20 protein-coding genes, 1 tRNA gene and 1 pseudogene are annotated in these 24025 nt (G+C 60.7%); 11 read left to right on the forward strand and 11 right to left on the reverse strand.

The features are described from left to right. Positions 1-382: 382 nt before the first annotated feature. From FFM81_RS00720 to FFM81_RS00735, 4 genes and pseudogenes are all read right to left on the reverse strand, one after another. Positions 383-807, reverse strand: a pseudogene (locus FFM81_RS00720) (cupin domain-containing protein). Positions 808-953: 146 nt separating this feature from the next. Beyond that, positions 954-1706, reverse strand: a complete 753-nt coding sequence (locus tag FFM81_RS00725) for an SDR family oxidoreductase (RefSeq protein ID WP_128398615.1) — start codon at positions 1704-1706, stop codon at positions 954-956. 148 nt (positions 1707-1854) lie between these two features. Beyond that, positions 1855-2808: an MBL fold metallo-hydrolase gene (locus FFM81_RS00730; RefSeq protein WP_173883746.1), complete on the reverse strand. Its 954-nt coding sequence runs from the start codon at positions 2806-2808 to the stop codon at positions 1855-1857. Positions 2809-3180: 372 nt separating this feature from the next. Then, positions 3181-4167: a LysR family transcriptional regulator gene (locus FFM81_RS00735; RefSeq protein ID WP_246401154.1), complete on the reverse strand. Its 987-nt coding sequence runs from the start codon at positions 4165-4167 to the stop codon at positions 3181-3183. A 58-nt stretch (positions 4168-4225) separates the two neighbouring features. Here FFM81_RS00735 and FFM81_RS00740 point away from each other — a divergent pair, with 58 nt between their 5' ends. Further along, a complete protein-coding gene (locus tag FFM81_RS00740; protein WP_128398596.1) occupies positions 4226-4975 on the forward strand; it encodes an SDR family NAD(P)-dependent oxidoreductase in 750 nt (249 codons plus the stop codon). Between the two features lie 804 nt (positions 4976-5779). Here the strand turns inward: FFM81_RS00740 and FFM81_RS00745 are convergent. From FFM81_RS00745 to FFM81_RS00760, 4 genes are all read right to left on the reverse strand, one after another. Next, the gene (locus tag FFM81_RS00745; protein WP_037091812.1) at positions 5780-7099 is read right to left on the reverse strand and encodes a glucoamylase family protein; all 1320 of its coding nucleotides are present in this window, start codon (positions 7097-7099) and stop codon (positions 5780-5782) included. A 222-nt stretch (positions 7100-7321) separates the two neighbouring features. Then, positions 7322-9760, reverse strand: a complete 2439-nt coding sequence (locus FFM81_RS00750) for a phosphoketolase family protein (RefSeq protein ID WP_025417305.1) — start codon at positions 9758-9760, stop codon at positions 7322-7324. A 168-nt stretch (positions 9761-9928) separates the two neighbouring features. Next, positions 9929-10600: a CBS domain-containing protein gene (locus tag FFM81_RS00755; protein ID WP_003567466.1), complete on the reverse strand. Its 672-nt coding sequence runs from the start codon at positions 10598-10600 to the stop codon at positions 9929-9931. 366 nt (positions 10601-10966) lie between these two features. Next, a tRNA-Gly gene (locus FFM81_RS00760) sits at positions 10967-11041 on the reverse strand. Between the two features lie 254 nt (positions 11042-11295). On the opposite strand from FFM81_RS00760, the gene FFM81_RS00765 reads away from it, so the two are divergent. From FFM81_RS00765 to FFM81_RS00780, 4 genes are all read left to right on the forward strand, one after another. Continuing rightward, complete coding sequence (locus FFM81_RS00765) at positions 11296-11805, forward strand: prolyl-tRNA synthetase associated domain-containing protein (RefSeq protein WP_138385263.1); 510 nt, start codon at positions 11296-11298, stop codon at positions 11803-11805. A 56-nt stretch (positions 11806-11861) separates the two neighbouring features. After that, positions 11862-12842 carry a thioredoxin gene (trxA, locus tag FFM81_RS00770; RefSeq protein WP_138385262.1) on the forward strand — a complete coding sequence of 327 codons (981 nt, stop codon included), beginning with the start codon at positions 11862-11864 and terminating at the stop codon, positions 12840-12842. Between the two features lie 110 nt (positions 12843-12952). After that, complete coding sequence (locus tag FFM81_RS00775) at positions 12953-13639, forward strand: LON peptidase substrate-binding domain-containing protein (protein WP_025417302.1); 687 nt, start codon at positions 12953-12955, stop codon at positions 13637-13639. Between the two features lie 9 nt (positions 13640-13648). Then, on the forward strand, positions 13649-13837 hold the full coding sequence (locus tag FFM81_RS00780; protein WP_003567459.1) for a Trm112 family protein: 189 nt from the start codon (positions 13649-13651) through the stop codon (positions 13835-13837). Positions 13838-13857: 20 nt separating this feature from the next. On the opposite strand, the gene FFM81_RS00785 is transcribed toward FFM81_RS00780, so the two are convergent. Next, positions 13858-15072 (reverse strand): ubiquinone biosynthesis hydroxylase, encoded by a 1215-nt coding sequence (locus tag FFM81_RS00785; protein WP_025417301.1) that lies wholly within the window; start codon positions 15070-15072, stop codon positions 13858-13860. An 84-nt stretch (positions 15073-15156) separates the two neighbouring features. Here FFM81_RS00785 and tesB point away from each other — a divergent pair, with 84 nt between their 5' ends. From tesB to FFM81_RS00815, 6 genes are all read left to right on the forward strand, one after another. Beyond that, complete coding sequence (gene tesB / locus FFM81_RS00790) at positions 15157-16041, forward strand: acyl-CoA thioesterase II (protein WP_138385261.1); 885 nt, start codon at positions 15157-15159, stop codon at positions 16039-16041. Between the two features lie 210 nt (positions 16042-16251). Beyond that, positions 16252-16602, forward strand: coding sequence for a P-II family nitrogen regulator (locus FFM81_RS00795; protein WP_003543684.1), 351 nt, complete (start codon positions 16252-16254; stop codon positions 16600-16602). Between the two features lie 25 nt (positions 16603-16627). Continuing rightward, positions 16628-18058, forward strand: a complete 1431-nt coding sequence (locus tag FFM81_RS00800; RefSeq protein WP_003567452.1) for an ammonium transporter — start codon at positions 16628-16630, stop codon at positions 18056-18058. Between the two features lie 284 nt (positions 18059-18342). Further along, positions 18343-21012, forward strand: a complete 2670-nt coding sequence (locus FFM81_RS00805; protein ID WP_138385260.1) for an FtsK/SpoIIIE family DNA translocase — start codon at positions 18343-18345, stop codon at positions 21010-21012. 141 nt (positions 21013-21153) lie between these two features. Next, positions 21154-21822: an outer membrane lipoprotein carrier protein LolA gene (locus FFM81_RS00810; RefSeq protein ID WP_003567448.1), complete on the forward strand. Its 669-nt coding sequence runs from the start codon at positions 21154-21156 to the stop codon at positions 21820-21822. 92 nt (positions 21823-21914) lie between these two features. Further along, positions 21915-22718: an exodeoxyribonuclease III gene (locus tag FFM81_RS00815; protein ID WP_128398599.1), complete on the forward strand. Its 804-nt coding sequence runs from the start codon at positions 21915-21917 to the stop codon at positions 22716-22718. Between the two features lie 6 nt (positions 22719-22724). Here the strand turns inward: FFM81_RS00815 and FFM81_RS00820 are convergent, their stop codons facing one another. Continuing rightward, positions 22725-23180, reverse strand: coding sequence for a cyclic nucleotide-binding domain-containing protein (locus FFM81_RS00820; RefSeq protein ID WP_025417298.1), 456 nt, complete (start codon positions 23178-23180; stop codon positions 22725-22727). Positions 23181-23293: 113 nt separating this feature from the next. Then, positions 23294-23977 (reverse strand): response regulator transcription factor, encoded by a 684-nt coding sequence (locus FFM81_RS00825; RefSeq protein ID WP_025417297.1) that lies wholly within the window; start codon positions 23975-23977, stop codon positions 23294-23296. Positions 23978-24025 lie beyond the last annotated feature (48 nt).

A 24025-nucleotide genomic window follows, 5' to 3' on the forward strand; every position in this document is an offset into this window, starting at 1 on the left:
AAGGAGCAGGCCGCCTGGTTCTCACCCGGAAACCTGCTCGTCTCCCTATTTGCTCAAAACAAGCGTTGCATTTTCCGGCATCGGGAAGTCCGCCGCGTTTTCTGTAAGCCGGTTGAGGCCGAAGCCCCGTGACTCCATCATCCGATGGTCGGAGAGATAGGGTTCAGAATGTGGTAGGAGAACTCTATCCAATCAGCGCGAAGGTGACTGGTGACCTCGGGGCCGAGCAGTTCACTGCCGCTGCCAGGCAGACCGTTGCGCGCTCGCGCATCCCGTGGCCCAGAATGGCTCTCGCGCCGTGGTACCATCGGGGTTGGTGCGGCGCGATGCTTGCCTTGTCAAAGAATGGCCGGGCACGGCATCGTGTGCCCGGCCAGATCGCCTATTTCTTGATTGGGAAGGTCAGTTCCTGCTCAGCGGTATCGACCACAAAGACAGCAAGGAGCTTTGCCGGCTCGGTCTTGCTGGCGTTTTCGCTGACACCGTGGCGATCGCCCGGAAATTCTGAAAAGCTTTCACCGGCGCTATAGACAGTGACCGGGCCATCGTTGACCTGACTGCGGATCGCGCCCTCGAGAACGGTCGCGTATATGAAGGCAGACACTGGATGTGTATGGCCCTCCGAGAAACCGCCCGGAGCATATTCGACGAGAACGCCCTTCATGCTCTTGCCGGGTCGTTCGGCAGTTTGTGGTCATAGACCAGCATAACCTTTGCGCCTTCGCCGCCACCCGGCGCATCATGCGCAAGAGCCGAACCTGACAGCAGAGCCGTCAATGCGACGGCAAAAGCCAATGACTTGATCATGTTTATCGTCCTCTCGTGATTTGGAGTAGATCGTATTTTTTCAATAACATATTGTTTTTATACGTATTTTCTATGTTGGGCGTCGCCATCAAAATGTAATGCTACGGGCGCATGGGCCGCTTATCAGGCGGCCCATGCGCAACTCGTTATTTTCTGGGCGTTGTCGCAAACCAATCGTCGAAACCGATACGACCGATGCGAGGATGATTGTCGGAGACGAGTGAACCGTCTTCCAGTTTGGTGCCGAAATAGCGGGCATCCGGATCTGCGACAACGGTGCGGGAATCTCCGATCGCTTTGAGGTAGCGCGCGGCGAAATCGCAGAGACGCGCGCGCTCGGGGCCGCAGATTTCGATGATGCCGTTAACCGGCGCGGCAAGGGCCGCGTCAGTCACGAAATCGGCGACGTCGTCGGACGCGATAGGCTGCAGGGAACCTGTCGACAAGCGGGCCGTGTCTCCAACCGTGCCCTCCTGGGCGATGCCGCCGAGAAATTCCATGAACTGTGTGGAACGCACGATGGTGTAGGGAGTACTGGCTTCCCGGATGATCTTTTCCTGGGCGACCTTGGCTCGAAGATAGCCGCTATCCGGCAACCGATCCGTGCCGACGATGGAAAGCGCGATGTGGTGTTTCACACCGGCCTCGATTTCCGCTGCCATCAGGTTCTTGCCGGCCGTCTGAAAGAATTCAAGCACGGCCTTATCCTCGAAGGATGGCGAGTTCGCGAGGTCGATCACCACGTCGGTATTCCTCAGTGCTTCCGCCAAGCCCTCCCCGGTGAGAGTATTAACGCCGGTTTTCGGAGCAGCGGCAATGACCTCATGCCCTTTCTTGCGCAGGCGCTCTGCCGTCTTGGAACCGATCAGGCCGGTTCCGCCGATAATCACGATTTTCATAAGACGCTCCATTTGCTGCGCGCCCATGCGGTGCGCGTTGTTCAATAGGTGGATAGGTGAAGGCCTGGTTGAAGCTCGGACTTGAAGGCCGAGCTGGGCACGGCCTTCAAGGATGCACGCTCTGGTTCGGCCTTAATTCAACAAGCGGTCAGTAGTCCCAGAAGACCGGGACCCAACGAAAGGCGTCGCCGTCGACCGCAACATGGCCAACGGAAGGAAACGGCATATGCGTTGCCACCAGCAGTTCGCCGGTCGCTGCCAGCTCCTGCAAAAGCCGGACCCGAACGCGGGCAGCCTCCTCGGGGTCATGTTCGAAGCCGTTGAACCAGTCGGGATGGTCGAACCCGACCGCGAACACGGCGTCGCCGGCAAACATCAGCCGGTCGTTGCCTGAGGCCACGCGGACCACGCTGTGCCCGGGGGTGTGGCCACCCGTACGAGAGACAACCACGCCCGGCGCCACCTCATGCTCATCCTCGAACAGCCGCAGCTGGCTCTGATAATCCTTGCTGAACCGTTTGGCGGCTGCCCGCAGCGCGTCAGGGAAGCCCGCCGGCATCGAGACGTGGGAGAAGTCGGGCGACTCCCAGAATTTGACCTCGGCAGCGGCCACGTGGATCCGCAGGTCAGGATTCAACTGTTCCCTCACACCGTCGACGAGCAGTCCGCCAACGTGGTCCATGTGCATATGAGTCAGCACCACGTCGGTCACGGATGCCAGGTCGATGCCGGCGGCAGCCAGCCGCTTCATCAACTGCCCGGCCCGCGGCAAGTTCAAGTCCGGGTCGAGGCCCAGCCCAGCGTCGATGAGGATAGTCTGTCCGCCGCTGCGCACCACGACGACGTTCAGTGCCCAGTCGAAAGCGTCCTGCGGCAGGAGCATGTCGCCCAGCCAGGCAGCCCGGGCGGCCGGCTCGGCGTTATGTCCCAACATCACGGTTGGGAGGGGTAGCACGCCATCGCTGATCACCAGTACGTCAATCTCGCCGATCCGCACCGCGTAGCGCGACGGAACCAGCTCTTCGGGTGCCGGTCTACTGGGATGTGAGGTGTTGTCCAGTTTCATGCTTGCCTCCTGACTGTTGTTGATCATCTGGTTCATCTTTGAAAACTCCTGTGCTCTGTCCTGGTGTTAATCCTGGGTGGCTTACGCTTCCCGGGCGGGAGGCGTGGTCAATGCGGGTGAAGTCTTAGCGATCGGCGACACACTCATTGCTGGCGTGTCCTCTAATGAAATAGCGAAACCGATCTGCGGCTGCGCCAGAACGATTGCTGCCGCTGCAGAGCAATTGCTGTTGACGCATGCGCATGCGGCAATCGCCCAGGGTTTCGCCGGTTTGTTGGGTGCAGCCGCGAGAGAAACGTCCCGCAAGGATCCTCAACGACATCCTGGCCTTCGGGATCGTCGTTTACGTGGTTCTCGACTGCTTCGACCGTGGGGTCGGCATCCGAGCTGATCGGGGCATGGGAGACCTTACCCCGACGATGCGCGAGACCGGCGGGCCTGGATTGTGAACAAACCCAGGTGCTCAGATGGCTTCGAGGGTTTTGCCTCGTGGGCGATGAAATCGCAGACCAGTTTTACGCGCAACGGCACGGTGCGACCAAAGGCGTGCAGTGCATTAAAGGGAGCGCTAGGGAACGCAAACCCCGCCGCAAGTGTGACAAGCGTGCCGTCTGCCAGGTCTTTCGCGACCAGACATCGCAGAAGATAGGCCGCTCCCAGCCCGCTCAGCGCAGCCTGAATGAGTGCGGCTGCTGAGTCGCAATCGACGCGCCCGAAGGGAATGAAGCTCGTCCCGTCCGGCAGGCGCAGAGGCTGCGTGATACCACCCAGCGCATAGCGGGCGAAGGGCAAAGCCGCCAGCGCTTCGGCAGTTGCAGGATTGCCCCAGGTCTTCAGAAAGGCCGGAGACCCGACGATCGCCATCGGCAGGTCGGCCAGGTGACGAACCATGAGGTCTCCCGGCGCGGGATTTCCCACGCGCAGCGCAACGTCGTAGTCTTCCCTGATCAGATCGACGAACCGATCCGTAAGTCCGACTTCGAGATGCAGGTTCGGATAGTCGGCTGCAAATCTTCCGAAGAGGCGGGGCAGCAGTAGAGGCGCCATTTCGCTAGGCATGCTGATGCGCAAGCGACCCGAGGGCGCAACGTCGGACCTGATCGCCTCTTCACTTTCATCCAGGTCCCGCAACAGCGGCGCAACGCGGTCGAAGAAAAGTTGCCCGTCCTGGGTCAGCGTCAGGGCGCGCGTGGAGCGCAGGAACAGCCGGGCGCCAATCTTCTTTTCCAGCCGCGCCACGCTCTTCGACACCGCTGACGGTGTCGTCGCCAGATCGCGGGCCGCGGCGCTGAACGACCCGGCCTCTACCGTCCGCACAAAAGCCGTCAATCCGGGCATCTCGTTGAGCAGATTCGACATTTGCACCTCCGCGGCACAGATCATGTGCCCGCCCATGATCTAATGACGAAGGGTGGCAGCGTTTATCTAATTTCTCGTTGAAAGGAGATAAACAATGCAACACCTCAAAGACAAGGTCGCCGTCATCACCGGCGGCAATAGCGGCATCGGCAAGGCGACCGCTCGGCTGTTCGTGGAAGAAGGAGCGCAGGTCATCATTTCCGGGCGCCGGCAGGATGCTGTCGACCGCGCCGTGCAAGAAATCGGTCCGTCGGCTATCGGCTTCGTGGGTGACGCCGCCGACCTGGAAGATCATCGCAGGCTGGCGGACACCGTGAAGAGCCGCTTCGGCGGGCTCGACATCTACGTGGCCAATGCTGGGATCATCAATCTCACCACCTCCGCCGAAGTGACTCCGGCAGAATATGACCGGCATTTCGCAATCAATACGCGCGGGGTGTTCTTCGGCGTGCAGACGATCGCCCCTCTGATCCGCGACGGCGGAAACATCATCGTTACGAGCTCGCTGGCGGCCACGAAGGTCCTCCCGGACCATACCGTCTATGCCGGTTCAAAGGCAGCAACCGCCGCCTTTGCGAAAAACTGGGCGATCGAATTCAAGTCGCGGCGGATCCGCGTCAACATCCTGAGCCCGGGACCGGTCGAGACGGAAATCCTCGCCAAGCTGGGCGTATCGGAGGCCGAGCGGCCGGCATTCGAAGATTACATGGCTTCCCTGATCCCCGCCGGCCGTCTCGGCCGACCGGAAGAGTTGGCGCGCGCCGCACTCTTCCTCGCCTCCGATGCAGGAAGCTTTGTCAACGGGATCGAGCTTCATGTCGACGGCGGCATGACCCTGGCTTAAAAGGCCTGCCCTTTGCCAGCCCCAACGGGCTCTACAACCTGTCGAAGCTGTCGGTCTGGTGGCTGAGGCTCGGCAGGTATCGAACGCATCAAGCCATTAACGTTGAACTCGTCGAGGTCGAGGGAAACCTCAGTTATGAGAAGCTGACGCTGACTTCGCCGGCAGGGAATGCGTTGCGGAAGGACCTGTCGGTCCTTCTCCCCTCCGACGCAAGAGTGATCGTAGCGGGTGAGGGCGATGCCGGGAGCACCGCATTGTTCCGGGCCACGGCGGGACTTGGGGCGTCAGGAAATGGACGCATCGTCATTCCCCCGCGACGACATGTTCGCTTTCTTAGCCAGCGCACCTATTCCGGCCCTGGGAACTCTGCGCCGATCTGGAGAGCGAGCAAGACTGGTCCACCTTGCTTTCGCCGCGCGAACAGCGGCTCGTTGCGCTTGCGAGCGCGATGATCGCGGCACCTTCCTATATCCTTCCGGAGAAAGCCGATGCCGTGTTCGGCCGTGAACTTCTGCCCGACATCCTCAGGCTCCTGGCTGACGAGGAATTGGCTGCGTCAATTTTGCAGAACCGGGTGCTCCGCGTGCAGCCTATGACGCCGTTCTCGACTATCGTTCGGACGGTTCCTGGACGTGGATCGATCAAAAACAGAGGGGGTGACGATCGCGTTCACCCTCTTGCGTCGGCGCCAGCGCGGTTCAGGTTTTCACGGAAATGCAGAGCCGCTCCAACCTTTTGTACTGACGCCAATCCCGGCAAAAGCCTGGGAAAACCGCTTCGCAGTTTTCCTGGAATTGCTGGCCGTCACAACCAGCCGCCTGAAAACCCCGCTCGCCTTAGGCCGACCACGACCGGCTCGCATCGACGCATGACGTTCCACAGCAGGCCTGTTCGGTAATTTTCGATCATCAGGACGACGGGCCCCTGGTCGATGCCGAAATGGTAGGGGCTGACCCACCATGCTTGGTCCTTGTCTTCAATCGCATATGTCGGGTTGAACGATGGCCTGAAGCCGTAGAGGCGTGTCATGCCAAGCTGCATTCGAGCGAAGTTTCGCACGGTCGGGATCACGATTTCCGGAGCGAATGGCAGCGAAGCCACCACGACCCAGGGTGATACGGTGCCGTCATCCGGGCCATAGGGTGCACCACGCGCGATGTAGTCGAAGAATTCCCTGTCGATACCGTCGATGCTCCGCTTCGTCCAGCCGGGGCCGTCACTTGCCGTGAACCCCCAGCAATGTTCGCCGTAGCCTTTGAAGTTCAGCGGATTGCGGATCGCATATTGTTGCTGAACGAAGGTGGCGTGTCGGCTGTTCTGGAAATAGTCGCTGTCATGCGCGCGCATGAAACTGTCGCGAATATCGCGAAAATCGATCCACATATGTGAAAGCTGATGGGTAAAGAGCGGGCCGGAATAGAGCAATTCCCGACCGAAAATATTCCGCCATTCGTAGCTCTCCGTATAGGCTGTGAAGCTTTCCGGCGGCAGCGGGTGGGTCGGCGAGCCGAGCCCGAGGATGTAAAGAAGCAGGCCTTCGTCATAGCCGCGCCAACGATAGGGAATGAAGCCGTTTTCCGGCCGCCAGCCATGCGTAAGCGTCGCGCCGTTATCGCGTGCCCAATTCCAGTCCACGCGCTCGTAGAGCGATTTGGCAAGTGCGCGAACCTTCGCCTCGTCTTCGGTGTCCGCATCGAAGTAGGCAGCGACGGTCAAAGCGCCAGCGAAGAGGAAGGCCGAATCGATCGTTGACAGTTCGCACTGCCAGACCCGTCTCCCCGTCTCAATATCCAGGAAGTGGTAGAAGAAGCCCTTGTAGCCGGACGCGTCCGGTTCCGGCCCCTGGTGGCAGGACATCAGGAATTCCAGTCGGCGCCGGGCGATCTTGGCGGCAAATGCGCGAATGACGATGCCGCGCTCGACGATGACGGGAATCGTGGCAAGCGCCATGCCGACGGCCGCGATACTTGCCGGTGCGCCCGCCTGTGTCTTGTCGCGGACCAATCCGTTGTCCGGATTGGTGCATTGCAGATAGTAGAGCAATGTCGTGAACTGAAGGCGACCGAGATCCTCCTCCGTCGGCATTCGGTTCAGCTCGGGATCGGTGGACAGTAACTCCGACATGACAGGATAACCGAGGAGATCAGATGGTTTCGTCGAGCATCCGGAGGCGACCCTGGTCGGACGCCTCCGGCATGATCGTCTGCGTGCAACGCGTCGCCTAGAGCATTTTCGCTTTTTCTTCGAATCACGAGAATGTTCTATCTCTTTGTTTTCACGCAATTGCCGGCAATAACGCTTCGGCTTTGCCTGGCAAAACCGCTGCACAGTTTTTGCTGGAGTGCTCTAGGCATTGTCCCCCTCCGTAGAGGTCGCCGCCTTCGCTTTTCCCGTGCTCTTGACGCCCCATGTCCAGCTGCTGATCTCGGGCATGTCATCGCCATGCGCCTCGATATATTGCCGATGTTCGATCAGCCTTCCGCGGATCGCCTGCTTGAAATAGGCCGCCCGCGCGCCGAGCTGCGGCAGCCGATCGATGACGTCTTCAACGAGATGAAAGCGATCGAGCTGGTTCAGAACCACCATGTCGAATGGCGTCGTGGTCGTCCCTTCTTCCTTGTAGCCTCGCACATGCAGGTTCTTATGGTTGGTTCGCCGATACGTCAGCCGGTGGATCAGCCAGGGATATCCATGGAATGCGAAGATGATCGGCTTGTCCTTGGTGAACAGCGCATCGAAGTCGGGATCCGAAAGCCCGTGAGGATGTTCGCTCGAAGGCTGCAGCTTCATCAGATTGACGATATTGATGACCCGCACCTTCAATTCAGGAAGGTGCTCACGGATCAGTTGGACGGCTGCGAGCGTCTCCAAGGTCGGCACATCGCCGCAGCAGGCCATGACCACATCCGGTTCCGAGCCGCGGTCATTGCTGGCCCATTCCCAGATGCCGAGACCTTCGGTGCAGTGTTTGATGGCCTCGTCCATCGTCAGCCATTGCGGTGCCGGCTGCTTGCCGGCCACCACGACGTTCACATAATTGCGGCTGCGCAGGCAGTGATCGGTGACGGACAGGAGCGTATTGGCATCCGGCGGAAGATAGACCCGGATAACCTCCGCCTTCTTGTTGATCACATGGTCGATGAAGCCCGGATCCTGATGAGAAAAGCCATTGTGATCCTGCCTCCAGACATGTGAACTCAGGAAGTAGTTGAGCGAAGCGACCGGTCGCCGCCAGGGAATGTGATTGCACACTTTCAGCCATTTGGCGTGCTGATTGAACATCGAATCGATGATGTGAATGAAGGCTTCGTAGCAGGAGAAGAAGCCGTGGCGCCCGGTCAGCAGATAGCCTTCGAGCCAGCCCTGGCATTGATGCTCGCTTAGGACTTCCATGACGCGTCCGTCGGGCGAAAGGTGATCGTCCTCAGGATAGATCTCGGCCATATAGCAGCGGTCCGTCACCTCCAGCACATCCTGCCAGCGGTTGGAATTGTTCTCGTCGGGGCTGAACAGGCGAAAATTCTTGCTGCTGAGGTTCAGCTTCATCACGTCGCGCAGGAATTTGCCCATGCAGCGGGCCGATTCTGCGGTCACAGATCCGGGCTTGGGCACCTGAACGGCATAGTCTCGGAAATCCGGCATCTTCAGATCGCGCAGCAACAGGCCGCCATTTGCATGCGGATTGTCGCTCATCCGGCGATGTCCGGTCGGCGCCAGCGCCGCCAGTTCAGCCCGCAACCTGCCGTCGCCGTCGAAAAGCTCTTCGGGCCTGTAGGTCTTCATCCAGTGTTGAAGCACCTTGATATGCTCAGGCTTGTCCATATCGCCCATCGGAACCTGGTGCGAACGCCAATAATCTTCGCATTTCTTGCCGTCGATTTCGGAAGGGCAAGTCCAGCCCTTCGGTGTGCGGAAGACGATCATCGGCCAGGCCGGGCGGCGGACATTTTTCTTGTTCCGCGCTTCGGCCCAGATCGTCTTGATCGCCGCGACGGCCGTATCCATGGCTGCGGCAAGCTGCTGCTGCACCTGGTCGGGCTCGTGGCCTTCCACGAAGAGAGGCGCATATCCCATGCCCTCGAAGAACTTCGCCAATTCCTCCTTGGGAATACGGGCGAGGAAGCAGGGATTGGCGATCTTGTAGCCATTGAGGTGCAGGATAGGCAGAACGCAGCCGTCACGGGCAGGATTGAGGAATTTGTTGCCATGCCATCCCGTCGCGAGCGGCCCGGTTTCGGCTTCGCCGTCACCGACGACGCAGGCGACGATCAGATCGGGATTGTCGAAGGCCGCGCCATAGGCGTGGCTGAGCGCATAACCGAGTTCGCCACCTTCATGGATACTCCCCGGTGTTTCGGGAGCGACGTGGCTGGGGATGCCGCCGGGAAAGCTGAACTGCTTGAACAGTCCTTTCATTCCCTCCTCATCCTGGCCGATATTCGGGTAGAACTCGCTGTAGGTTCCTTCCAGATAGGCATGCGCAACAAGCGACGGCCCGCCGTGGCCGGGGCCGATCACATAGATCATGTTGAGATCGTCCCGCTTGATCACCCGATTGAGGTGCACATAGAGCATGTTGAGGCCGGGCGAGGTTCCCCAATGGCCGAGCAGCCGCGGCTTGATATGCGCGCGTGCGAGCGGTTTTTTGAGCAACGGGTTGTCGAGCAGATAGATCTGCCCGACCGACAGATAGTTCGATGCCCGCCAGTAAGCGTCCATCAGGCGGAGCTCCTTGGCCGAAAGCGTTATTTTTCCCTCTGCCGTTGTCGAGGCTGGTTTGTTCATCACTGTCGTGTCAGGTGAAGCCATCTCACTCTCCCAATCAAAATGACATTGCTGAATCTCGCTGCTCGATTTCACGAAGGCCGGCTCAGTCTCGTGTCGATGCGACGGCGAGCTGCCAAATTTCCGCTTCCGGCCAATTTTCCGCTTCGGTATGAGCTGGCGAATGCATCAGCGAGGAGGAGGTTCCGGGAAATGCTCCACCACGCCGCGAACTCCGTGGATGCCCTCTGCCAGAATCCGCGCAGCTCGGCGGCCGGCCGGCGTCTCGACTTTACCCCAAAAATGCACGATCCCTTCAGTAACCGTGACCGACACCTCCAAATCTTCCAGGCCGGTATTTTCGCCGAGCCGGACAAGAATGCTTCGTCGGATGGCTTCGTCGCCGGCTGCCGTATCGTCCGGTCTTGCCAAGTAAATGACCTGCAGGAGGTCGGCGCGGCTGACGATGCCGACGAGTTTGCCGTCACGCAGGACAGGAATGCGCTTGATGCCGCGGTCCTGCATGAGCACGGCGACACGGAAAAGGGGTGCTTCCTCGTCGATAACAACCGGATCGGGCGTCATGACGTCGCCCACTCTCCATGCGCATCGCTTGATAAAAGCGTTCGCCCTGTCGTCGGGCCCAAGTCCCATGTCCGCCTTCAGGACAAATGCCCCGTTCGACAGTTCCGTTCGACGGATCAGATCACCTTCGCTGATGACCCCCAGCACGCACCCATCATGGTCAACGACGGGAACGCCGCTTACATGCTGATCGGACATCAGCTTGGCAGCATGCCGAACGCTATTGTCAGGTGATAGGGTGACGACCGTCGTCGTCATTACGTCTTTGACGAGCATGTCGATCTAACTCCGGCTAAGTCCGATCAAGCCTCATTGCTACTTGAAGGACGCTGAAGGAGTGGCCTTTTTCACAAAAACCGCTGCGTCGAAAAACCTACGTTGCGCAGACGATCGAATTGTCGTCGCGCGCTTTCTCCGCCCCTCGCTGAACTCGGTAAAGTTTAGGCAGATAGCCGCATAGTTTGCATTGAGCAGGATCAATCGATACGCCGCGATTGGCCAAACCGGAGTTTCTCTGCGAAAAACAGACGGGCCAAACGTCTGAAGACGAACGATGGCGGAATTCATGCGGCGACGGCGTGGCGACGCGGATAACCCGTTCGAGGTTGTTACCTAGGTCTTCGGTATGGAGAAGAGAGAAACTGGAGCGGGCGAAGGGATTCGAACCCTCGACCCCAACCTTGGCAAGGTTGTGCTCTACCCCTGAGCTACACCCGCTCAATCCACATCGGTCCGGGGTAGTTGTTGGACCGTGGGCGGCGCCTTGCGGCGACGGGCGCTATATGGCCTAACGGATTTTCAAATGCAACAGGGAAATGAAGAAGAGGCGAAGAAAAATTCGTAAGGTCGCATGAGGCGGGCGGAAAGGCCGCAAATGCGGGGGTAAAGCGTCGGTGGAGAAGATTGCCAAACGCTGTGGACGGACGTAATCAGGACGCCTCGCTTTTTCCTTGCCACCAATGGATTGCCCGATGCCCGAAACCGCTGCCAAGACAAGAGATGATTTGTTTGCTTTCCTCGACGGGCTCGGCATTGCTTATAAGACGGTCGATCATGCGCCTGTCTTCACCGTGGCCGAATCGGTGGCGCTGCGGGACGAAATCCCCGGCGGCCACACCAAGAATCTTTTTATCAAGGACAAGAAGGACAGGTATTTTCTGCTGACCGTGGAGGAAAATGCCGAGGTCGACCTCAAGCAGGTGCATGGTTTGATCGGCGGCTCCGGCCGGGTCTCCTTCGGCAGGGCCGAGAAGCTGATGGACTATCTCGGCGTCGCTCCCGGCGCGGTCACCGCCTTCGGCGCGATCAACGATACGGCAGGGAATGTCACCTTCGTGCTCGATGCCGATCTGATGCGCGAGGAGATCGTCAACTGCCATCCGCTGTCCAACGATGCGACGACCTCGATTGCGAGCAGCGATCTGATCCGTTTCATGGAGGCGACCGGACACAAGCCGCTTGTCTTGAAAGTAACGTCCTGACATACGATTTTAGCGCTACAATGATGCCGGCAGGATCGGCGCGGCGGGAGACACCTATGAGCGGCAGCGACAACCCCTATAACGGTTCCTTCGGAAATCAGATGACGGCGACAACAAGCTTCGGCGCTACGCCGGCACCCGCGGCTGCGGCTGCGGCAGGCAGCTACATCACCGACACCACGACGGCGAATTTCGGCAAGGACGTCATCGAGGAATCGCGCAAGCAACCGGTGCTGGTCGATTTCTGGGCGCCCTGGTGCGGCCCGTGCAAGCAGCTGACTCCGGTCTTGGAGAAGGTGGTCAACGAAGCCAAGGGCCGCGTCCGGTTGGTCAAGATGAACATCGACGACCATCCCTCGATCGCCGGCCAGCTTGGCATCCAGTCTATCCCCGCCGTCATCGCCTTCGTCAACGGCCGCCCCGCCGACGGCTTCATGGGCGCGGTGCCGGAAAGCCAGATCCAGCAGTTCATCGACCGCATCGCCGGCCCGGCCGGCGCCGACGAGGCGGCCGAGATCGAGGCCGTGCTCACCGAAGCGTCAGAACTGCTGGCCGCCGGCAATATCAATGAGGCCGCTCAGCTCTACGCCGCCGTGATGCAGGCCGATCCGGAAAACGCCAAGGCGATTGCCGGAATGGCAGAATGCATGATTGCCGCAAACCAGCATGAGCGGGCGCGCGAAACCCTGGCTGATCTGCCGGAAGAGCTCGCGAAAGACGCCGGCATTCAGGCGGTGCTGAAAAAACTCGAACAGATCGAGGAGGCCCGCAAGCTCGGCGATCCCGTTGCGCTCGAACGCGATCTGGCTGCCAATCCCGACGACCATGAGGCGCGGCTGAAGCTCGCCAAGATCCTCAATGTCGAAGGCCGGCGCGACGAAGCGGCCGAGCACCTGCTGCTGATCATGCGCAAGGACCGCGCCTTTGACGATGACGGCGCCCGTCGTCAGCTGCTGCAGTTCTTCGAGGTCTGGGGCTTCAAGGATCCGGCGACGATTTCGGCCCGGCGCAAGCTTTCGGCGATGCTGTTCTCGTAAGCGCGCCAGGCCCCATTCCGGCCGGCACGCATTAAGTTTCGAATATCTGCCCTTGCGTTTTTGGAGGAGGGCACCACATTCTCGTGAGGACGGGCATGCCCGTTACAAGAATGCGGGACGGTTTCATGCAAGTCGGGAATGCCAGATACCTGAAGCCGGGCGATCTGCCTGATACGATCGCCGTCTTCCCACTGACCGGTGCCCTGCTTCTGCCGGCCGGGCAACTTCCGCTCAACATTTTCGAGCCGCGTTATCTGGCGATGCTGGATGCAGCACTGACGGGAAACCGGCTGGTCGGCATGGTGCAGCCGGCGCTCGGCGAACACGAGGACAAGGGCGGCGATCCCCACCTTGCCGCTGTCGGCTGCCTCGGCCGCATCACCTCCTTTGCCGAGACCGGCGACGGGCGCTATATCGTATCGCTGACCGGCGTCTGCCGCTTTCGGCTGCTGGAGGAGAAAGCTACCAGCGACCCCTTCCGCACCTTCCGTATCGCCCCATTCATCGCCGATCTATCGGCCGCAAACGAGGAGGAGGCGGTCGACCGCGCCGCACTTCTGACCGCCTTCAAGGCCTATCTCGATGCCAATAAGCTGGAAGCCGACTGGGAGAGCGTCGAGCGGGCGAGCAATCTGACGCTCGTCAATTCGCTGGCGATGATGTCGCCGTTCGGCCCGGCTGAAAAACAGGCGCTGCTGGAGGCGCCCGATCTGAAGACGCGGGCCGAAACGCTGATCGCCATTACCGAGATCGTGCTGGCGCGTGTCTTCGGTGACTCCGACACGGTTCTGCAGTAGACTTCGGCCATGGACGAAAAACTCAGCCGCGTCGATCCGAAACTGCTCGAACTCTTGGTCTGCCCGCTCTCCAAGGGCCGGCTTTCCTATGATCGCGAACACAATGAGCTCGTTTCGGAAAAGGCGCAGCTCGCCTATCCGATCCGCGACGGCATTCCGATCATGCTGGTGTCCGAAGCCCGTCGCCTCGACGAGTAACCTGTTTCCTTAAACCTGCTTCAGATCGTCTGGCCGGCCAGCAGCCGCGGATTGTCCTTTGCCGTCGTTCCGGCCGCCTGGCCGATGAAGAAGGATTTGAGGCGCGGCAGCCGGTCGACGATGCCGAGGCCGACGTCGCGGGCGATGCGAATCGGCGTTGCGTCGTTGGAGAATAGCCGGTTCAGCACGTCGGTCGTCATGCCCATGCGGAACGTGTCGAAGCGCCGCCAGGTCTGGTAACGCTCGAGAATGTTGATCGAGCCGATATCGAGGCCGAGGCGATCGGCCTCGACAATCGTTTCGGCGAGTGCCGCCACATCCTTGAAGCCGAGATTGAGGCCCTGGCCGGAAATCGGGTGAATGCCGTGGGCGGCGTCGCCGGCTAAGGCAAAACGCGGTGCGACGAAGGCGCGGGCGAGCGTCAGGCCGAGCGGGAAGGCACGCTTGTCGCCGATCACCTTCAACGCTCCGAGCTTGTGGCCGAAGCGTCGTTCGAGCTCTTCCTCGAAAACCAGATCGTCGGCGGCGACCAGTCGGTCGGCATCGTGCGTGCGCTCCGTCCAGACCAGGGAGGAGCGGTTGTTCTTCAGCGGCAGGATGGCAAAAGGGCCGGCCGGCAGGAAATGCTCCTCGGCGCAGCCCTCATGCGGCCGCTCGTGTTCGACTGTGGCAACGATGCCGGACTGGCCGTAGTTCCAGGTGACGGTCTTGATGCCGGCGAGATCGCGCAGCGTCGAGCGCACGCCGTCGCAGGCAACCAGCAGCCGACTCTCCAGCGTGCTGCCGTCCGAAAGCGTGACGGTGACATGGGTGTCGTCGGTCTTCATTTCGGTGGCGCTCAGCCCGTGGCGGATCTCGATGCCAAGCCGCTCGCAGAGGCCGCGCAGGGCTGCGACCATTGTCACGTTCGGTATCATGTGGGCAAAAGGCCGGCCTTCAGCCACTTCGCCGTCGAAGGTCAGAAACACCGGGCGCACCGGATCGGAGGTCTTGGAGTCGGTGACGATCATCTTGGTGATCGGCTGGGCTTCCGGCTCGATCTCGTTCCAGATGCCGAAGACCTCGAGCATCTTCGCCGCCGCAGCGATGACCGCCGAAGCGCGGGTATCGTTCTTCCAGACATGCTCCGGGGCCGCCTCGACAACGGCGACATTCAGATGCGGTGCTGCCTGTTTGACCGCGACAGCGGCGGAAAGGCCGACATAACCCCCGCCCACAACCAGCATATCAAGCATCGCGCCGCTCCCGTACCCTGTACCTCAGATGTGATCTATATAGATCATCGCCACTTCACTTCCTACCGCCGGGAGACATACAAAATGACGCGCGAGACATCAGGGCCTTCGGCAATGGAGACGCTGCTTTCGACGCTCGACCTGGAGCCGATCGAGGTCGATATTTTTCGCGGCCGCAGCCCTCAGGCCGGCTGGCAGCGGGTCTTCGGCGGTCAGGTGATCGGCCAGGCGCTGATGGCGGCGCAGCGGACCATCGAGGGTGAGCGTTTCGTGCATTCGCTGCATGCCTATTTCATGCGGCCCGGCGACCCCTCGGTGCCGATCATCTATCAGGCGGAGCGCATCCGCGACGGATCGAGCTTCAATACCCGGCGCGTCGTCGCCATCCAGCATGGCAAGGCGATCTTCACGCTGTCGGCTTCCTTCCAGGTGGAGGAGCCGGGCTTCGATCACCAGATCGCCATGCCCGAGGTCCAGATGCCGGAAGCGCTGCTCGGCGAACAGCAGATCAAGGAGCAGTATCTGACGCATGCGCCGGAGGCGATCCGAAAATACTGGCAGCGCGAGCGGCCGATCGAGATCCGCCCCGTCTCGCTGACGCATTATTTTTCCGACAGGAAGCTCGACCCCAGACAGGACGTCTGGGTACGCGCCACTGGCCCGGTTCCCGACGACCGGCTCTATCAGGCGGCAGTGCTTGCCTATCTCTCGGATATGACGCTGCTCGATACCTCACTTTATGCGCATGGCACCTCGATCTTCGACCAGAGCCTGCAGGTGGCGAGCCTCGATCATTCCATGTGGTTCCACAGGCCCTGCAAGCTCGACGACTGGCTGCTCTATACCCAGGACAGTCCCTCGGCTTCGGGCGCCAGAGGGCTGACCCTGGGCAGCCTCTTTACCCGATCGGGTGAATTGATCGCCTCGGTTGCGCAGGAGGGTTTGATTCGGAAAAAGGCAAATGAATAAATAATGTGCAACTTTGAAAATTTGCGCATTATTTATGCGCTTATTGGCCGGTCATTTGCCTGATTTTTGGCATGCTTCCATATAAGTGTTACTTTTCAATACGTTATACCTCATCTCGAATCTGGCACGCCCTTTGAATGTATATCGCCGGTCGCTGTTCAGGAACGTCAGCGGCAAGGAGAGTCGGCTCCGTGCCGAGGATAACGAAGGATGGGAAACCAGATGAAAATTGTGATGGCTATTATCAAGCCGTTCAAGCTCGATGAGGTCCGCGAAGCTCTTACGGCGATCGGCATTCAGGGGCTGACCGTGACCGAAGTGAAGGGCTACGGCCGCCAGAAGGGGCATACCGAAATCTATCGCGGCACCGAATATGCGGTCAGCTTCCTGCCGAAGCTCAAGATCGAAATCGCCGTTGCCTCGGAACTCGTCGACAGGGCGGTCGAAGCCATCGCGGCGTCGGCCAAGACCGGTCAGATCGGCGACGGCAAAATTTTCGTCTATTCGATCGATCATGCCGTGCGCATCCGTACGGGCGAAACCGATTCAGAAGCGCTGTAAGCGGCGGACCAAGGAGCTTTTTTCAATGTCGACTTCGAAGTTTTCTTCCCCCTTTGCGCTGATCGGCGTAGCAACGGCTGCGCTTCTGGCGCCGGTTGTCGCTTTCGCGCAGGAGGCTGCGCCCGCCGCCGCCACCGCTGCTGCCGCTCCTGCCTTCACCATGGACAAGGGTGACAATGCCTGGATGCTCATTTCCTCGGCACTCGTCCTGCTGATGACCATCCCCGGCCTTGCGCTGTTCTACGGCGGCCTCGTGCGCGCCAAGAACATGCTCTCCGTGCTGATGCAGGTGTTCATGATCACCGCCGTCGTGGCGCTGCTCTGGGTCACCTACGGCTATTCGCTCGCCTTCACCGACGGCGGCTCGCTGAACAGCTTCGTCGGCGGCTTCTCCAAGGCCTTCCTCGCCGGCGTGAACACATCGTCGCTGGCCGAAACCTTCTCGAAGGGCGTCGCCATTCCGGAATACACCTTCATCGTCTTCCAGATGACTTTCGCCTGCATCACGCCCGGCCTGATCGTCGGCGCATTCGCCGAGCGTATCAAGTTCTCGGCCGTCATGCTCTTCGTCGTGCTCTGGGTCACCTTCATCTACTTCCCGATGGCACACATGGTCTGGTTCTGGGGCGGTCCGAGCTCTTACACCTCGCCGGCCGGTCTGATCTTCTCCTATGGCGCAATCGACTTCGCCGGCGGCACGGTCGTTCACATCAATGCCGGTATCGCCGGTCTCGTCGGCGCCATCATGCTCGGCAAGCGCACGGGCTATAAGAAGGAAATTATGGCTCCGCATTCGATGACGCTGACCATGGTCGGCGCCTCGCTTCTCTGGGTCGGCTGGTTCGGCTTCAATGCCGGCTCCAACCTCGAAGCCAATGGCTATGCCTCGCTTGCCTTTATCAACACCTTCGTTGCGACTGCAGCTGCCGCCGTCTCCTGGTGCATTGTCGAAAGCCTTACCCGCGGCAAGGCCTCGATGCTTGGCGGTGCTTCCGGTGCGGTTGCCGGTCTGGTTGCCATCACCCCGGCAGCAGGTTTTGCCGGCCCGATGGGCTCGATCGTTCTCGGCCTGATCGTTTCGCCGGTCTGCTACTTCTTCGTTGATGTCGTGAAGAACAAGTTCAACTACGACGACAGCCTCGACGTCTTCGGCGTGCATTGCATCGGCGGCATCCTCGGCGCCCTCGGCACCGGGATCCTCGTCAACCCGGCGCTCGGCGGTGCAGGCATCGTCGATTATTCGACGGCCGATTTCGCTGCCTCCTATGCCGGCACGGCAACCCAGGTGCTGGCCCAGGCCAAGGGCGTGCTGACGACGCTGCTGTGGTCGGGCATCGGCTCGGCGATCCTCTACAAGATCGTCGACGTCGTCATCGGCCTGCGCGTCAGCGTCGAAGCCGAGCGCGAAGGCCTCGACCTTTCGACCCACGGCGAAGCTGCCTACCACTCTTCCTGATCACAGGGGATTGCGGCGCCCGGCAGAAGGGCGCCGCTTCACGGCCCGTCGCGGCCTATATCGAGCTTGTCCGGGCTAGACCCGGAAAAGCTCTAACCATAGACCGCATTTAGCCCGGACCTTTCAAGGTTCGGGCCTTTTTCATTTCCCTGTCGGGAATGCACGCCCAGGCCTGCATGGTTAACATCGCTTTAACCCGGCTCTGATTAGGTAGAGCGGACGCATTTTGGCATGGCGAAGCATCGGTGATTCGCATGCCCTCAGGCATTGGACGGGTTAGACACATGGCAAGAAGCACGTCGCCGGCGATGGATGGCCGTCCGGATCGGTTCTCCTTCTCGGCATTCATGCTGCGGCAGATCCAGGCGCTCATCGGCTTTGCGATCTTTCTGCTGCTGGCACTTTGCGTCGCGGCGCTGGCGACATGGAACGTCGCGGATCCGAGCTATTCCTATGCCACGGCCAACCTGCCGACGAATATCCTCGGTTACAGCGGGGCTGCCTTCGCCGATATCGTCATGCAGTTCCTCGGCCTTGCCAGCGTCGTTTCGATGCTGCCGATCGTCGCCTGGGCGCTGACACTGATCTCCGGCCGCCGCTTCAGCCGTATCCCCGCCCGAGCCGGCGCCTGGCTTGCCGGCACGGTGCTGTCCTGCGCCGTCATCGGCTGCTTTCCGCCGCCGCTGACCTGGCCGATCCCGAACGGCATCGGCGGTGTCGTCGGCGATATGATCCTGCGTTTTCCGGCACTCTTCGTTGGCGCCTATCCCACCGGCACCTTCGCCATGGTCGTCGGCTGCATCTTTGCCGCACCGACCGCTTGGATGATGCTCTTTGCCTCGGGCCTCGTCGGCCGCAGCGACGCCGAGGAGGAGATCGAGGACGATTACGTCGATAGAACAAGCAAGGCCCGCGTCGTCGGCGACGAAGACGAGGACGACGAATCGCGCTGGGTCGCTTTCAGCGGTGCGATGACGCATGCCTGGTACATGAGCCAGGGCCGGCTGCGCCGGCTCTTCGGCATGGGGCCGCGCAAGCGCCGTCAAGGCGATTTCGAATCACCCTATGATTTCAACGATGACGAGTTCGGCACGCTGAACGAACCGGTCCGCGCCAAGGCGCCCACCGTCCGCGGCGAGCGGATGGAGCCGTCGATGGAGCCGCGGACGGCTTCGCCGCGCCGTATCGTCGCGGCGCCGTCGCTTTCCATCGATGACGAGGATGACGACGATCTGCCCTTCGATGCCGACATGCCGCCGCGCCCGGCCGATATCCTGCCCGACGATGATGACGACGACTGGATGATCCGCGCGCCGGCAAAGGCTGCCGGCAAGCCGGAACCACGCGTCGTCCCCGTGGTCGCACGTCCGAAGCCCAGCGCCCGCATCGAGCGGGAGGCGCAGGGCTCGTTCATCCGTCCCGAGGGTTTTCAGCTTCCCTCGATGCATCTGCTTGCCGAACCGAAGAATGTCGTGCGCGACTCCACGCTTTCAGCCGATGCGCTGGAGCAGAACGCCCGCATGCTCGAAGGCGTGCTCGAGGATTTCGGCGTCAAGGGCGAGATCATCCATGTCCGTCCGGGTCCCGTCGTCACGCTCTATGAACTGGAGCCGGCGCCCGGCATCAAGTCGTCGCGTGTCATCGGTCTTGCCGACGATATCGCCCGCTCGATGAGCGCCATTGCCGCTCGCGTCGCCGTCGTGCCCGGCCGCAACGCGATCGGCATCGAACTGCCGAACCAGACGCGCGAAACCGTCTATCTGCGTGAACTCATCGCGTCGCGGGATTTCGAAGGCAGCAAGGCAAAGCTCGCCATGGCGCTGGGCAAGACGATCGGCGGCGAAGCCGTCATCGCCGATCTCGCCAAGATGCCGCATCTGCTCGTTGCCGGCACCACCGGTTCCGGCAAGTCGGTCGCCATCAACACGATGATCCTGTCGCTGCTCTATCGCATGACGCCGGAGCAGTGCCGTCTGATCATGATCGACCCGAAGATGCTCGAACTCTCCGTCTATGACGGCATCCCGCATCTGCTCTCGCCCGTCGTTACCGATCCGAAGAAGGCCGTCGTCGCGCTGAAATGGACCGTGCGCGAGATGGAAGAGCGCTACAAGAAGATGTCGAAGATCGGCGTGCGCAACATCGATGGCTTCAACACCCGCGTCGAGCAGGCCTTGTCGAAGGGTGAGGCGATCTCGCGCACGGTGCAGACCGGCTTCGACCGCCATACCGGCGAGGCCATGTACGAGACCGAAGAATTCGACCTCAGGCCGATGCCCTATATCGTCGTCATCATCGACGAGATGGCCGACCTGATGATGGTCGCCGGCAAGGATATCGAAGGCGCCGTGCAGCGGTTGGCCCAGATGGCGCGCGCCGCCGGCATCCACGTGATCATGGCAACACAGCGCCCCTCGGTCGACGTCATCACCGGCACGATCAAGGCGAACTTCCCGACCCGCATCTCCTTCCAGGTGACCTCGAAGATCGACAGCCGCACCATTCTCGGCGAACAGGGCGCCGAACAGCTGCTCGGCATGGGCGACATGCTCTACATGGCGGGCGGCGGCCGTATCCAGCGCGTGCACGGCCCGTTCGTCTCGGATGTCGAGGTGGAAGAGATCGTTTCCTACCTGAAGAGCCAGGGCTCGCCGCAATATCTCGATGCGATCACCGCCGACGACGACGAGGACGGCGATTACGGCGGCGGTGGCGGCCCGGCCGGCACGTCGAACCTTTCGGATTCGGAAGATCCTTACGATCAGGCCGTCGCCATCGTGCTGCGGGACGGCAAAGCCTCGACCTCCTACGTCCAGCGCCGGCTCGGCATCGGTTACAACCGGGCAGCCTCGCTTATCGAGCGGATGGAGAAGGAAGGCATCATCGGGCCAGCCAACCATGCCGGTAAACGCGAAATTCTCGTTCCGACAGAAGGCGACATCCTCGACCGCTGAAATAATCGGCATATATTTCCCATGGGGACTGCTTTTGCGGAAACCTGACGGCAGCCAAGCCGTTACCTCACGCAGGCCCGGTCGCAACGCCTTGAAGACGCCGCCTTTCGGCAGCATGCAGATCGCATAAAGGAGATTTAGATGAGTAATTCCGACGCCTTCCTCTCCGGCCTGACGGTAACGCGGCGCGATCTCCTCGGTGCCTTTGCTATCTCTGCGGTGGCGAGCGCCATTCCCCTCGGCGCCCACGCCCAGGCGGCAGCCCCCGCCTCCGGCACGGCGCAGGCGATTGCCGACCATTTCTCCGGCGTTACTACGATGCAGGGCGAATTTGTGCAGTTCGGCCCGCGCGGCGAGCAGACCGGCGGCAAGTTCTTCATCCAGCGCCCCGGCAAACTGCGCTTCAACTATGACGACCCGTCGCCGATGCGGGTGATCGCCGACGGCAAAAACGTCGCCATCGGCAATACCAAGCTGAAAACCTGGGATCTCTATCCTCTCTCCAAGACGCCGCTCAGCCTGCTGCTCGCGCAGCGTATCGACCTGTCGGCCGGCATGGTGAAGGGCGTGAAGGAAGAGTCCGATCTGACGACGATCGCGCTCGGCAACAATACGGTGTTCGGCAACTCGACCATCACCATGATGTTCGACCCGAAAACCTACGACCTGCGTCAATGGACGATCACCGACAACCAGGGCAAGGACACGTCGGTGATGATCTTCAACGTCAAGACGGGCATGCAGTTCGACGATCGCGTGTTCCGCGTGCCCTATGAGACCATTCCGGGCACGCCTCAGTCGCGTGATTGAGGCGTTTTCGGTTGATCGCCGTATGCGGGCAGTTCCCTCGGGTCCGCCTTTGTTCTAAAGCCCTTTCATGAAAGCGTGAGAGGGCATGGGGCATGAGCTTTTCGATCACCACCTGGAACATCAACTCGGTGCGGCTGCGCATGCCGATCGTCGAACAGCTCGTTCTCAAGCACAGACCGGATATTCTCTGCCTGCAGGAAACAAAGGTGCCGAACGAGCTCTTTCCTGCCGCACCCTTGCGGGCGATGGGCTACGATCACATCATCATCCACGGCCAGAAAGGCTATCACGGCGTGGCGATTGCCTCGCGCCTTCCGCTGACGGAGGATCACCGGCAGGATTATTGCGGGGTCGGCGACGCCCGCCATATCTCGGCGGTCGTCGAGCGCGGCAATCGTCGTATCCGGCTGCATAATTTCTACGTTCCAGCCGGCGGCGACGAGCCTGATCGTACGATCAATCCGAAATTCGGTCACAAGCTCGATTTCATCGAGGAGATGAAGCAGCTGAAAGCCAATGGTGAGGCGCATACGTCGTCGATCCTTGTCGGAGACTTGAACATCGCGCCGCTGGAGCATGATGTCTGGTCGCACAAGCAGCTGCTGAAGATCGTCAGCCATACGCCCGTCGAGACCGACGGGCTGCTCGAGGTGATGAAGCGCGGCGGCTGGCACGACCTGATGCGCCAGCACGTGCCGGAAAGCGAAAAGCTCTATACCTGGTGGAGCTACCGCGCCAAGGACTGGGAGGCGGCCGATCGCGGCCGCCGTCTCGACCACATCTGGTCGTCACCGGACCTTGGGCCGCATCTGAAGCGCATCGAGATCCTCAAGGAAGCGCGCGGCTGGGATCGACCCTCCGACCATGTGCCGGTGACGGCGCATTTCGATTTCTGACAGCGATCAGCTGAAGCGATAAAACTGGCTTGCGGCCTTGGCCGCAAGTTCGGCGAGATTGTCGCGGATGCGGTTCTCGATCAGCCGGGCGGCGTCCGGATATTCTTCGATCAGCCGGTGGAACAGGGCACGGGTGATGCGGATGATGCTGGTGTCCTCGCGGGCAATTGCGGTGAATTTGCGTTCCACCAGCGTGACCAGCGCCAGTTCAGAAACCAGTGTTCCGGGACCGGCGATCCCTCCCGTCCTCTGGATGCCGTCGCTGCTCGTTGCGCTCAGCTCCAGGCTTCCGCTGAGGATGACATAGGCGCTTTCGGCTGGCGATCCCTGGCGAAACAGCATCTGGCCTGCTGCGATCAGGCGCCGGTCGGCGCCGAAGGCGATCAACCGCAGCTGATCCTCGTTCATGTCCTTGAACAAAGGAAGCTGCGCGAGCATGCGGATGTCGTCGGTCAGCGCCATGCGGGCTTTTCGCCTTAGAGCGATTCCAGCAAAAGCGCGGAGCGGATTTTGTTGGAATGACGTGAAAACAAAGAGATAGAGTATTCCGTGATTCGGAGAAAAACCGAAATGCCCTAGGGTATGATCTTATAGCCGCCGTTTTCCGTCACCAGGATTTCGGCATTGGAGGGGTCGCGCTCGATCTTCTGTCGCAGGCGGTAGACGTGGGTTTCCAGCGTATGCGTCGTCACGCCCGAGTTATAGCCCCACACCTCTTCGAGCAGCACGTCGCGGGTGACGACTTTCTGTTCGGCACGATAGAGATAGCGAATGATCGCCGCCTCCTTTTCCGTCAGCCGGATCTTCTGGCCATTGTCGGTGGTGAGCAGCTTCTGGCTCGGCTTGAACAGGTAGGGGCCGACGGTGAAGGTCGCGTCCTCGCTCTGTTCGTGCTGGCGCAGTTGCACGCGAATGCGCGCGAGCAGGACGGCGAAGCGGAAAGGCTTGGTGACATAGTCGTTGGCGCCGGCTTCGAGGCCGAGGATCGTATCCGAATCGGTATCGTGGCCGGTCAGCATGATGATCGGCGCCTTGAAGCCGCCCTTGCGCAGCAGCTTCACCGCCTCGCGGCCATCCATATCGGGCAGGCCGACATCCATGATCAGCAGGTCGACCGGTGTCGAGCGGGCGGTCGCAACACCCTTGCCGGCATTGGCTTCCTGCAGAACCGAAAATTCCTCATACAGCGACAATTGCTCCGTCAGCGTCTGACGAAGGTCTTCGTCGTCATCCACCAGAAGAATGGTGCGTGCGGTCATGCCGTTGCGTCCTCATGTTAAGTTCCCTAGTCCTACGCCAAATTCCTG

Origin of the sequence: Rhizobium hidalgonense, assembly GCF_005862185.2 — a bacterium.
In the GTDB taxonomy this organism is placed as follows: Bacteria; Pseudomonadota; Alphaproteobacteria; order Rhizobiales; family Rhizobiaceae; genus Rhizobium; species Rhizobium hidalgonense.